Annotated in this window: 12 protein-coding genes; 8 read left to right on the top strand and 4 right to left on the bottom strand. The window is 64.6% G+C overall.

The genetic code is table 11. The features are described 5' to 3' along the window. On the bottom strand, positions 1-1,170 hold a 1,170-nt coding region (gene nusA / locus VK533_RS12075; RefSeq protein WP_324377957.1), incomplete at its 3' end, for a transcription termination factor NusA. A gap of 9 nt (positions 1,171-1,179) precedes the next feature. Further along, positions 1,180-1,740, bottom strand: a complete 561-nt coding sequence (rimP, locus tag VK533_RS12070) for a ribosome maturation protein RimP (RefSeq protein ID WP_324377955.1) — start codon at positions 1,738-1,740, stop codon at positions 1,180-1,182. Positions 1,741-1,981: 241 nt separating this feature from the next. Between rimP and VK533_RS12065 the strand changes: the two genes are divergently transcribed. From VK533_RS12065 to VK533_RS12050, 4 genes are all read left to right on the top strand, one after another. After that, positions 1,982-2,878, top strand: coding sequence for a glucokinase (locus VK533_RS12065; protein ID WP_324377953.1), 897 nt, complete (start codon positions 1,982-1,984; stop codon positions 2,876-2,878). A 104-nt stretch (positions 2,879-2,982) separates the two neighbouring features. After that, a complete protein-coding gene (locus VK533_RS12060) occupies positions 2,983-4,200 on the top strand; it encodes a PQQ-dependent sugar dehydrogenase (RefSeq protein WP_324377952.1) in 1,218 nt (405 codons plus the stop codon). A gap of 53 nt (positions 4,201-4,253) precedes the next feature. After that, the gene (locus tag VK533_RS12055) at positions 4,254-5,201 is read left to right on the top strand and encodes an isopenicillin N synthase family dioxygenase (protein ID WP_324377950.1); all 948 of its coding nucleotides are present in this window, start codon (positions 4,254-4,256) and stop codon (positions 5,199-5,201) included. After that, the gene (locus VK533_RS12050; RefSeq protein ID WP_324377948.1) at positions 5,198-5,650 is read left to right on the top strand and encodes a hypothetical protein; all 453 of its coding nucleotides are present in this window, start codon (positions 5,198-5,200) and stop codon (positions 5,648-5,650) included. The genes VK533_RS12055 and VK533_RS12050 overlap by 4 nt, the downstream gene beginning before the upstream one ends. On the opposite strand, the gene VK533_RS12045 is transcribed toward VK533_RS12050, so the two are convergent. Both VK533_RS12045 and queF read right to left on the bottom strand, forming a co-directional pair. Further along, the gene (locus VK533_RS12045) at positions 5,625-6,014 is read right to left on the bottom strand and encodes a hypothetical protein (protein ID WP_324377946.1); all 390 of its coding nucleotides are present in this window, start codon (positions 6,012-6,014) and stop codon (positions 5,625-5,627) included. The genes VK533_RS12050 and VK533_RS12045 overlap by 26 nt on opposite strands. Positions 6,015-6,037: 23 nt before the next feature. Continuing rightward, entirely contained in the window at positions 6,038-6,484 is a 447-nt protein-coding gene (gene queF, locus VK533_RS12040) for a preQ(1) synthase (protein ID WP_324377945.1), read from the bottom strand. Positions 6,485-6,625: 141 nt separating this feature from the next. On the opposite strand from queF, the gene VK533_RS12035 reads away from it, so the two are divergent. The 4 genes from VK533_RS12035 to VK533_RS12020 form a co-directional block, all read left to right on the top strand. After that, positions 6,626-7,969, top strand: a complete 1,344-nt coding sequence (locus VK533_RS12035; RefSeq protein WP_324377943.1) for a class I SAM-dependent methyltransferase — start codon at positions 6,626-6,628, stop codon at positions 7,967-7,969. Positions 7,970-7,985: 16 nt separating this feature from the next. Next, entirely contained in the window at positions 7,986-9,170 is a 1,185-nt protein-coding gene (metC, locus tag VK533_RS12030) for a cystathionine beta-lyase (RefSeq protein ID WP_324377959.1), read from the top strand. 234 nt (positions 9,171-9,404) lie between these two features. Then, positions 9,405-10,184 carry a TorF family putative porin gene (locus VK533_RS12025; protein ID WP_324377942.1) on the top strand — a complete coding sequence of 260 codons (780 nt, stop codon included), beginning with the start codon at positions 9,405-9,407 and terminating at the stop codon, positions 10,182-10,184. A 356-nt stretch (positions 10,185-10,540) separates the two neighbouring features. Then, positions 10,541-11,151, top strand: a 611-nt coding sequence (locus tag VK533_RS12020; RefSeq protein WP_324377940.1) for an outer membrane beta-barrel protein, incomplete at its 3' end; no start/stop codon positions are given.

Genomic DNA, 11,151 nt, shown 5'->3' with positions numbered 1-11,151 from the left:
GACCTCTTCGAGGCTCCCGAAGCCTTCGGCGACAAGCAGCTGGGCGAGCGTCTCGTCGACGTCGAGCTCGTTCTGGAACAGCTCGCTGTTCTGGACGAATTCCTTCTGACGCTTCTCGCTGGCGTCGGCTTCGGTGAGGATGTCGATCGCCTTGCCGGTGAGCTGGCTGGCGAGGCGGACATTCTGGCCGCGACGGCCGATCGCGAGCGAGAGCTGATCGTCGGGGACGACGACCTCGATCCGCTCCTCGTCCTCGTCGATCAGCACGCGCGAGACCTGGGCGGGCTGCAGCGCGTTGACGACGAAGGTCGCATTGTCGGGCGACCAGGGGATGATGTCGATCTTCTCGCCCTGCAATTCCTGGACGACCGCCTGGACGCGGCTGCCCTTCATGCCGACGCAGGCGCCGACCGGATCGATCGAGCTGTCGCGGCTGATCACGCCGATCTTGGCACGCGAACCCGGGTCGCGGGCGGCGGCCTTGATCTCGATGATGCCGTCGTAGATTTCGGGCACTTCCTGCGCGAACAGCTTCTTCATGAAATCGGGATGCGCGCGGCTGAGGAAGATCTGCGGACCGCGGTTCTCGCGGACGACCTTGAGGATGAGCGCGCGCACGCGATCGTCCTTGCGCAGTACCTCGCGCGGGATCTGCTGGTCGCGGCGGATCACGCCCTCGGCGCGGCCGAGATTGACGACGACATGGCCGAATTCGACCGACTTGACCGTGCCGACGATGATCTCGCCCGCGCGATCCTTGAATTCCTCATACTGACGCTCGCGCTCGGCATCGCGGACCTTCTGGAAGATCACCTGCTTGGCGGCCTGGGCGGCGATACGGCCGAACTCGATGTTCGGCAGCGGATCGACGATATAATCGCCCAGCACCGCGCCCGGCTGCAATTTCTGCGCCTCGGCGACGGAGACCTGGGTGAAGTAATTGTCGACCTCTTCGACCACCTCGACGACGCGCCACAGGCGAACGTCGCCGGCGGTGGTGTCGATCTTGGCGCGAATGTCGTTCTCGGCGCCGTAACGGGCCTTGGCGGCACGCTGGATCGCGTCCTCCATCGCCTCGATCACGATCGCCTTGTCGATCAGTTTCTCGCGCGCGACGGCGTCGGCGATGGCGAGAAGCTCGGCCTTGTTGGCGGAAATGGCGGTAGCCATGGACTTAACTCATCCTTCCTGTGAAATCTTGTCCGCGCCCTCGATCGGCGCGATTTCGATAATCTTGTCCGCTCCCGCGGCCGATAGGGGCGCGGTTGCCTTGATCAATGCGTCGGTCAGCAACAGCTTGGCGCTGGCGATCTGGCCGAACGGAATCTCTATCTCGCCGACCCGTTCAGCATACACCGTGACGGTGTCGCCTTCGAGTCCGACGATGCGTGCGTCGAATTGCTTGCGGCCTTCCAGCGGCTCGGCGAGGCGCATGCGCGCATCATAGCCCTTCCAGTCGGCATAATCCTGGAGCCGGGTGAGCGGCCGGTCGATGCCGGGCGACGACACTTCGAGGCGGTAATGCTCCTCGATCGGATCGTTCGCGTCGAGCACCTCGGACACGCGCCGCGACAGGGCCTCGCAATCGGAAAGGTCGAGCTGGCGCGTGTCGGGCCGCTCGGCCATGATCTGCAAGGTCGGGTCGGTCCGGCCGCCGAACATCGCCACGCGCACGAGTTCGAAGCCGAGCGCTTTCGCCTCGGGCTCGATCAACTTCGTGATGGCGGCAATGTCGGTCATGTTCGGTTGTGAAACTCCTAAGCGCCTTCGCGCCGGTGCCTTGCGGCGCCGGCCCCGGCAGAGTTTCCAATGTCGAGAGAAGACTTCCGGCCACATAGTGAGTGGAGTTGGTTTCAGCAAGGCGGAAACCGTGTGGCTGTGCGGCTGTCATAAAGCTGACCCGCCGTTAACCTTGTTGCAGGCAATTAGTCCTATATCGGACCAAATAAGCGCAACAAATGCGCCTCCGGAGAGTGACATAATGACCGATCAGGGACGCTGGGTTCTGGCTGACGCATCGACCGCTGGAGTCGTGCGTTTCGGCTGCACCACCGCGGGCTCCGATCGGATCGATTCGGTCGTCTCGCTTCAGGGCGATGCGCATCCGACCTTTACTGATGCCTTGCTCACCTATGAGCGCCAATCGGGCATGTCGCTGCGCGGCGCGGAATGTGTGCTCGCGGTGCCGGCGCCGCCCGCCGGCGATGCGATCCCGGTCGCGCGCTCGCGCTGGACGATTTCGCGTTCGGGCCTGAACGCGATGTTCGGCCGCCCGGTGGCGGTGATCAACGACGTGGCGGCGACCGCCTGGTCGCTGCTCGGGCAGGGCCCCGGCAAACTCGAACATTTCGGCGGCCCCGGTTTCGACTTTACGAAGCCAGGCCGCTGGGCGGTCGTGATGATCGACGACGGCGTCAACGCCGCTGCGCTCGACGTAGCCGAGGACGGCCGCTGCCATGTGACCGACGGCGAGGCGGGTAATGCCGGCTTCTCGCCGTCCGACGACAATGAGATCGAACTGATGCGCAAGCTGCGCCAGCGCAACCTCCACGTTTCGTGGGAATTGGCGCTCAATGCTGGTTGGGCGGAAGCCCATGCGCCGGCGGCGGAGCGCGAAGCCTGGGCGGCGCTGGCCGGCGCCTATGTCGGCGATTGCGTGCTGCAATTGGGCGCCTGGAGCGGGATCATCCTCACCGGCCGTCATGTCGCGACGCTGCGCGATCCCCGCCGCCAGGCCCTGTTCGTGCGCCGGCTGGAAGAAAAGAGCCGCTATGGCCGCTTCATCGCGGGCGGCTCGCGCGCCTTCCTCAGCATTCGCGATCCGCTGGCAGGCGGTCTGTCGCTGCTGACCGCGCGCCGCAACGCGCGGCTCAACTAAACCGCACAACTAGACTTAGGTCGATTCAACGCATCGGCGCTGGCCGACATCGCAGTCAGCCGCTATTCCGCCCGGCGTCCAAGCGCCTTTACGGGAATATGCTCATGCTTCGCCGTTCGCTGCTCGCCGCCTTTCTGTGCGTTTCGCTTCCCGCCTGCATCCAGGCCCAGACCAATGAAGCCGCGATTGCGGTGGATGCGGATCAGCCCTTCACGCTGACCACGGTCGAGCATTTCAATTTCCCGTGGAAGATCGCCTTCCTGCCCGACCAGCGGCTGCTGGTGACCGAGAAGCCGGGCAAATTGTGGCTGGTCACGCCGGGCAAGAACAAGGTCGAGGTGACCGGCGTGCCCAAGGTCGCTTATGCCGGTCAGGGCGGCCTGCTGTCGGTCGCGGTCGCGCCCAGCTTCACCGCCGACAAGGGCGTCTATCTGACCTATTCGGAGCCCGGCGCGGGCGGATCGGGCCTCGCGCTGGCGCATGCCAAACTGGTCGCCGCCAACGGCACCGCGCATCTGGCTGGCCTCAAGGTGATCTGGCGGCAATTGCCGCGCGGCGACGGCGGCCAGTTCGGCGGCTACATCGCCTTTTCGCCCGACGGCAAATACCTGTTCCTGAGCTCGGGCGAGCGGCAGCGCTTCACCCCCGCGCAGGACCCCAATCAGGCGCTCGGCAAGATTCTGCGCCTGACGCTCGACGGCAAGCCCGCGCCGGGCAATCCGTGGGCGGGCAAGACGGGCGCGACGACGATCGGCCTGATTGATCCGCCGGAAGACACCGAGGCCGCCAAAACCGCGCCGGTCAGGCAGGTTAAAATTCCCGCGCCCAATCTGACTCCGGCCGAAACCTGGACCACAGGCCATCGCAACCAATATGGTCTCGCCTTCGACGCGCAGGGCAAGCTCTGGGAAACCGAGAATGGCCCCAAGGGCGGTGACGAATTGAACGTGATCGAGCCGGGCAAGAATTACGGCTGGCCGTTGGTCAGCTATGGCATCAACTATAACGGCAAGCCGATCCCGAGCCCGGACGGCCATCCCGAATTCGCCAAGCCGTTGCTCTACTGGACGCCGATCATCGCGCCCGCCGGCCTGACCTTCTATTACGGAAACCTGTTCCCGCAGTGGAAGGGATCGGCCTTCATCGGCATGATGGGGACCACCGGGTTGGTGCGGATAGCCTTCGATGGCGGACCGCATCAGGCGAATCGCTGGAACCTCGGCCACCGCATCCGCGACGTCGTCGCGGGGCCGGACGGCGCGCTGTGGCTGGTCGAGGACGAAGCGAACGGCCGGCTGCTGCGGCTGACCCCGAAAGGCTGAGGCAAGGCATACAGATGCTAGGATTGGCCGGCGGACCGGGTTAGATCGTGGCCATGGCAACGACTCTAGACCGACCCGCAGTTCCGACCGTCAGCCTCGCGCAGGAGGCGTCGGACCCCGAAGCATTCGCCCAGGCCCTGGGCGGATCGTTCGAACGTTACGGCTTCGCGATCGTCTCCGATCACGGGGTTCCGACCGACATCATCGCCGAGGCGGAACGTCAGGCGAAGCTGTTCTTCGCTTTGCCGGAAGAGGCCAAGCGCGCTTACCACACCGGCAAGGGTGGCGCGCGCGGCTACACCCCGTTCGGGATCGAAACCGCCAAGGATGCCAAGGCGCACGACCTCAAGGAATTCTGGCATGTCGGGCGCGAACTGCCCGAGGGCCATCCCTTCGCGGACATGATGGCGCCTAACCTCTGGCCCGACGAACTGGCCGATTTCAAGAAAGCCGAGCTCGCCTTGTTCGACGCGCTCGACGCGTGCGGCGCCCGCCTGCTGCGCGCGATCGCGCGCTACCTGAAGCTCGTGCCCGATTTCTTCGAGGATACGGTCCGCGACGGCAACAGCGTGCTGCGCCTGCTCCACTATCCGCCGATGGGCGCGGACGGCCCGTCGATCCGCGCGGGTGCGCACGAGGATATCAACACGATCACTTTGCTGCTCGGCGCCGAGGAAGCCGGCCTGCAATTGCTCGACCGCGACGGCAACTGGCTGCCGGTCCAGCCCAAGGAAGGCGAGCTCGCGGTCAATGTCGGCGACATGCTCCAGCGGCTGACCAACAAGGTGCTGCGCTCGACCACGCATCGCGTGATGAACCCGGCGCCCGAACGGCGCGGCGTCGCGCGTTACTCGATGCCCTTCTTCCTGCACTTCCGGCCCGATTACCTGATCGAGACGCTGCCGCAGTGCGTCTCGGACGCGCGGCCCAACCTGTTCCCCGAGCCGATCACCGCGCACGATTATCTTCTGCAGCGGTTGAGGGAGATCAAGCTGATATGATCCCGTTGCTGTTCGTGCTGGCGGCCGCCGCGGCCGATGCACCCAAACCAGTCTGCGTCCGGATGGAGCCGGTCGCCGGCTTCGAGGGCTGGGGCCATCCGGCGGGCTCGGCGCTTGGCGTGGGCAGCGCGGCGACGCTGGCGCTCAAGCCCGCGACGCAGGTCGAGTTCAGGCCCGCGCTGGCGCGGCCCGCAAAGGAAGGCAGTTTCGGTGGCTTCTTCCCGATCGATGTCGCGAAAGCCGGCCGCTATCGCATCGCTTTGTCTTCGGGCGCGTGGATCGATCTGGTGCAGAAGGGCGATCGGCTGAAATCGGCGGACCATGCGCATGGCCCCGATTGTTCGGGCATCGCCAAGATCGTCGCCTTCGATCTGCAGCCGGGCCGCTACTGGCTCCAGCTGTCGGATGCGAAGGACGCGAGCATCAATGTGATGGTTTCGCCAGCCTGATCGCGGCGGGCGGATTGTTGCTGAACGGTCGGCACTTCGGCAGCTTGAGTTCCGCCATCTCGGCGCAATAGCGCACCTGGACCGAGGCGTCGGGGCCGACGAACACCGCATAATCGTTGCGCGGGTCGCCCGAACATTTGGCGCGCCACAGGATCGTGTTCGCCCACGGGCCCTGGATATTGGTCTTCTCGACCCGTTCGCAGGGCACGCCCGAATCGAGCAGCGCCGCGCGGAGCGCGCCCTTGCGCTGGATCACGCTCAGCCGCGCCATCTGGTCGCTGGCGGGATTGGCGATGGTGACGGCGGCCTGGATCGGCACAGCGGCCAAAGCTGCGGCGAGCATCGGTATCGCAAAGCGCGTCATGTCTCTCTCCCTCTTTTCTAGTCTTAGCCACGCCCGCGATAGGGGGCGACCCCCTGATCGGGCAGCCATAGATCGGCGGGCGGCGCGCCCGTCTGCCAGAAGACGTCGATCGGGATGCCGCCGCGCGGATACCAATAGCCGCCGATCCGCAACCACAATGGCTTCATCTCCGCCGCCAGCCGTTCGCCGATGCCGACCGTGCAATCCTCGTGGAAGGCGGCGTGGTTGCGGAAGCTGCCCAGGAACAGCTTCAAGGACTTGGATTCGACGATTGTCTCGCCCGGCACGTAATCGATCACGATATGCGCGAAATCGGGCTGACCCGTGACCGGGCAGAGCGAAGTGAATTCGGGCGCGGTGAAGCGGACGAGATAGGTTTTGCCGGGCCGCGGATTGGGCACGTAATCGAGCGATGCCGCTTCCGGCGAAGCGGGCAGCGCCGATGTCTGGCCGAGATGGGTGATGGTCATAACCGCCGATTTAGGCGCGTGCAGGATGGCGCACAACCGCTGGCGCGGCGATCCGGATCGGCTATGGGCGTGATCCAATCAAATCTGCCGGGGATGCGAATGTCGGTGATTCCATGGCGCTTTCCGGGTGGAGGCGCCGCCATGCAGTCCGATCAGGGCGCGAAGGACGGCGGTCGCCTGCACGTCAAGGCGTCGTCGGGCTGCATCCTGTTCGGCCCCTATCTCGATCTGCCGCCCGGCCATATCGTCGCGCGTGTCGTGCTGGGCGAAGGCGCGCGCGGCAAGGTCAAGATGGAGATCGTGGCCGAGAAGGGCACGCGCGTTTTGGTGTCGGAGCTTTTCGATCTGGCCGAGGCCGGCGGCGTGCTGACGCTTGAGGCCGATATCGCGAACCTGACCGCCAATGTTGAAGTGCGGCTATTCGCCAAGGGCAAGGTCGCGCTCGACGTGATCGGGGTCGAGATCGACCTCGATCGCGTGATGCCGACCGAGACGTTGCATGCCGGCCGCCCGGTCGGGTTCGAAACCGGCAAGAGCTATGCCGCCAAGATCGCGAGCGGCTTCTTCGACGCTTACATGTCCGGGCCGAACGTGATGGAGATCGGCTACAAGGGCTATGAAGGCGCGACCGTGCCGGTCGTGCCCCAGGCGATCGGGGTCGATGTCGGCTATCCTGGCTATGAGGGCGCGACTTTCCCGTTCGCGGACGGCAGTTTCGACGCGATCTATTCGAGCCATTGCTTCGAACATATCGGCGACTGGCTGGGCGTGCTGCGCGACTGGTACCGGCTGCTGCGGGTCGGCGGCTTCCTCGTGATCGTGGTGCCGCACCAATTGCTGTTCGAACGCAAGCGCAAGCTGCCCTCGCCGATCAACCCCGATCACAAGCGCTTTTATACGCCGGTCAGCCTGCTGTCGGAGATCGAGGCGGCGTTCGAGGAGAATAGCTACCGCATCCGCCATCTGGTCGAGAATGACGCGGGCTTCGATTATTCGATCATGCCCTATCAGGGCACGGACGGCTGTTACGAGATCGAGCTGGTGGTCGAGAAGATCGCCAAGCCGTTCTGGCATCCGGACAACGGATCGGTGCGCGCCTATCCGGCGGGCGATTTCCGCACGCCTTTGGTCAAGGCCAGCCCGTGGGAGATCGAGCTCGACCTGACGCAAAAGAATCAATGCGCGGTGTTCGGCCCTTATATCGGGCTCGACGCGTCCAATTATATCGCCGAATTCCATTTCGACTGGGCCGGCGGGCCGGTGCCCGACCTCGTGCTCGACGTCGCCTTGTTCGGCGAACGGATCGCGATGACCGAGCTGCGCCGCGGCGACCAGGATTATACGAGCGGGAAGATCGAAATCCCGTTCACCAATCCGCGCCATGGCGAGATTTTCGAATTCCGGGTCTATGTCGGCGGTTCGGTCCCGGTTTCGGACGCATGGCCGAAATTCAGGGGCGTGGTGGTGCGCTATGCCGGCTATTGAGCGTTAGGTGGCAGCGATGAGCGGTAAGGACAAGAAAGGCAGCGGCACGCGCCTGGTCGAAGCCGGGCGGCGCAAGGAATGGACGCAGGGGCTGGTCAGCCCGGCGGTATGGCGCGCCTCGACTGTGCTGTTCGACGATGTCGCCGCGCTGCGCGACGCGGTCCGCCATGCCGACGATGTGCTCTATTACGGCCGGCGCGGCGGCCCGACCCAATGGTCGCTGGCGGAAGCGCTCACCGAATTGGAGCCGGGTGCTGCGGGCACGACGCTCCATGCCTCGGGGGCAGCGGCGGTCACCACGGCGCTGCTGGCGGTGCTGGAGCCCGGCGACGAGCTGCTGATGACCGACAGCACCTACGAGCCGACGCGCGCCTTCTGCGACACGATGCTCAAGAAGCTGGGCATCGCGACGCGTTATTATGATCCGGGCGTGCGCGGCGCGGCGATCGAAGCGCTTTTCTCGGACAAGACCAAAGTCCTGTTCATGGAGAGCCCGGGCAGCCTGACCTTCGAGGTGCAGGACGTACCGGCTTTGTGTGCCGCCGCGAAACAGCGCGGCGTGGTCACGATGATGGACAATACCTGGGCGACCCCATTGCTGTTCCCGGCGATCGGCCATGGCGTCGATGTCGCGATCCTCGCCTGCACCAAATATGTCGCGGGCCATTCGGACGTGATGCTGGGATCGTGCACCGCGATTCCCGGCCTGTTCGAGAAAATCCGCAAAACCACCCAGATCATGGGCCAGGCGGTCAGTCCCGACGACGCGTTCCTCGTCAGCCGGGGCTTGCGCACGATGGGCGTGCGGCTGAAGCAGCACGGCGCGGCCGGGCTGGAGGTCGCGCACTGGCTGCAGGCGCAGCCCCAGGTCGCGAAGGTGATTCATCCGGCGTTGCCGGGCGATGCGGGCCATGCATTGTGGGCGCGCGATTTCCTGGGGGCGGCGGGCCTGTTCGCCTTCGCGCTTCACGGCGACGATGCGGCCCGCGTGCGGCTGGTCGACGCGCTTCGGCATTTCGGGATCGGCTTTTCATGGGGCGGTTTCGAAAGCCTCGCTCTGCCGATCGATCCCGAACGGGTCCGCACCGCAGTGCCCTGGGCCTCCCCCGGCAAGATGGTGCGGCTGCAGATCGGGCTGGAGGAGCCGGCCGACCTGATCGCCGATCTCGCGCGCGGGCTGGCTGCCGCGGACCTTGGTTGATCAGGCTTCGGCAATAAGCTTGCACATATCAGCAGCGATGTTGCGTAGCTGTTGCGGCAGCGCAACAGCCTGAGCCCGCAGTCACGCACGTCGGCGCTTTATTATTGTGCTCCGCAGCAAAGTCCGCCAGATCGCCCTTGTCGACTTGCAGTCCCCCCGCTCCGTCAGGAGGCAGAGGAGAGGACACTTTCGACGCGCAGTGGAACATGACCGCAATCGCGAGAAGGACATTCCATGCGCACGACCCTCATCGGGCTTTCCATCCTTGCTGCCATGTCGGTGGCCGCACCGGCTCTGGCCGATGACGCACCGGCCGCCCCCGCCAGTCCCTGGACCATCAACGGCACTGCCAGCGTGGTAAGCGACTATCGCTTCCGCGGCGTGTCGCAGACGGACAAGCGCTTCGCCGTCCAGGGCAGCTTCACCCTCAGCCACGCCTCCGGTTTCTATCTCAGCGTCTGGGGCAGCTCGATCGACGATTATGTCGCCGCCGGCGGCGACCAGGAGATCGATCTGATCGGGGGCTACAAGACCACGCTCTCCGGCACGACGATCGATAGCGGCTTTCTCTATTACTACTATCCCGGCTCGGGCGGCGCCAACACCGACTTCTTCGAGCCTTACCTCAACGCCTCGCACACGTTCGGCCCGGTCGGCACCAAGGTCGGCCTGAACTATGCGTGGAGCCAGAAGGGGCAGTCCTGTTCCTATGACCCGCGCTGCGGCGGCAAGGCCAAGGAAGACAGTCTCTACACCTATGGCGAACTGTCGGGCGCGATCCCGGGCGTGCCGCTGACCTTCACCGGCCACCTCGGCGAGAGCTGGGGCCGGTCCTACCTCACCAACGGGCTCAAGAATTACACCGACTGGAGCCTGACCGCGGCCTACACCTGGAAGGCTCTGTCCTTCAGCGTCGCCTATGTCGACACCGACTTCAAGAAGGGCGAGTTCGTCGTGAACGGCCGCAACGAAGTGAGTGGCGGCGTGGTCGCGACGGTCGGCGTCGCCTTCTAAGCCGTCCGGCGCAAGCCGAGCGAAAGGCCGGGGCGGTGTGGGGACCGCGCCCGGCCTTTTTGCGTCCGCTGCTGCTGCGAAATAAGCCGCATTTCGGGGCCAAAACGGCCCCTTCTTTTTGTGCTGCGGAAAGCACAGTTCCACGCGGATGCAAAAAAATTACGCGACGACGAAACCGATCCCTCGCTTTCGAGTTTACTGGTCCGTCAGAGCGGTTGGAGCGTTACCGAAACGTTGCGTCCTGATCCGAGACATTTCGGCAACAGTCCACATTTTTGCGCGCTTGCGTAGAACTAGGGCAGTGTTTAGGGGTTTTGAGTACCTTGCACGCTCCCAGGAAGGAAAAGGGGATACACATGCGTAAATTCGCCATGATGGCCATTCTGGCTACTTCGGCGCTCGCATCGCCCGCCATGGCCAAAGACAAGGCCTGGTATGTCGGTATTGAAGGCGGTGGCATCATCGTCGAAAAGACCCACATAAATATTGGTGCGGTCGACGACGCCGACGAGGCAAAGCACAAGAATGGCCTGTTCGATGTCGATGGCATCGTGGGCTATGATCTGGGCATCCTCCGTCTCGAAGCCGAGGTCGGCTACAAGCATACCGAGGTTAAGAGCCACGACACCTCGACGCCGCTGAACCTTTCGCCGGCTGGCACCTATGCCAGCTCGTCGAGCGGTAACACCTCGGTACTGAGCTTCATGGGCAACGCGCTCCTGAACTTCGGCGACGACGACGGTGTTCAGGGCTATGTCGGCGGTGGTGCCGGTGTCGCTCGCGTGCACTACGGCATCTACCGCCTGAACGGCGGCAACTGGTTCCTCGACGGCAGCGACAACCGCTTCGCCTTCCAGGGCATCGCCGGCCTGCTGTTCCCCGTGAACGACCATGTCGACGTTGGCGCCAAGTACCGCTTCTTCAACGTCTACATGGTCGTTCACGGGGAACAGCAGGCCGGCGATGC

The sequence above is a fragment of the Sphingomonas sp. genome (assembly GCF_035317925.1).
In the GTDB taxonomy this organism is placed as follows: domain Bacteria; phylum Pseudomonadota; class Alphaproteobacteria; order Sphingomonadales; family Sphingomonadaceae; genus Sphingomonas_I.
This window is presented reverse-complemented; position numbering and strand designations above follow the sequence as displayed.

What these genes read in the sequence shown, in the direction of transcription:
- VK533_RS12025 (WP_324377942.1), top strand. Translation starts at nt 9,405, where the DNA reads ATGCGCACGACCCTCATCGGGCTTTCCATCCTTGCTGCCATGTCGGTG.
- VK533_RS12045 (WP_324377946.1), bottom strand. Translation starts at nt 6,014, where the DNA reads ATGACGCGCTTTGCGATACCGATGCTCGCCGCAGCTTTGGCCGCTGTG.
- rimP (WP_324377955.1), bottom strand. Translation starts at nt 1,740, where the DNA reads ATGACCGACATTGCCGCCATCACGAAGTTGATCGAGCCCGAGGCGAAA.
- metC (WP_324377959.1), top strand. Translation starts at nt 7,986, where the DNA reads ATGAGCGGTAAGGACAAGAAAGGCAGCGGCACGCGCCTGGTCGAAGCC.
- queF (WP_324377945.1), bottom strand. Translation starts at nt 6,484, where the DNA reads ATGACCATCACCCATCTCGGCCAGACATCGGCGCTGCCCGCTTCGCCG.
- VK533_RS12055 (WP_324377950.1), top strand. Translation starts at nt 4,254, where the DNA reads ATGGCAACGACTCTAGACCGACCCGCAGTTCCGACCGTCAGCCTCGCG.
- VK533_RS12060 (WP_324377952.1), top strand. Translation starts at nt 2,983, where the DNA reads ATGCTTCGCCGTTCGCTGCTCGCCGCCTTTCTGTGCGTTTCGCTTCCC.
- VK533_RS12050 (WP_324377948.1), top strand. Translation starts at nt 5,198, where the DNA reads ATGATCCCGTTGCTGTTCGTGCTGGCGGCCGCCGCGGCCGATGCACCC.
- VK533_RS12035 (WP_324377943.1), top strand. Translation starts at nt 6,626, where the DNA reads ATGCAGTCCGATCAGGGCGCGAAGGACGGCGGTCGCCTGCACGTCAAG.
- VK533_RS12065 (WP_324377953.1), top strand. Translation starts at nt 1,982, where the DNA reads ATGACCGATCAGGGACGCTGGGTTCTGGCTGACGCATCGACCGCTGGA.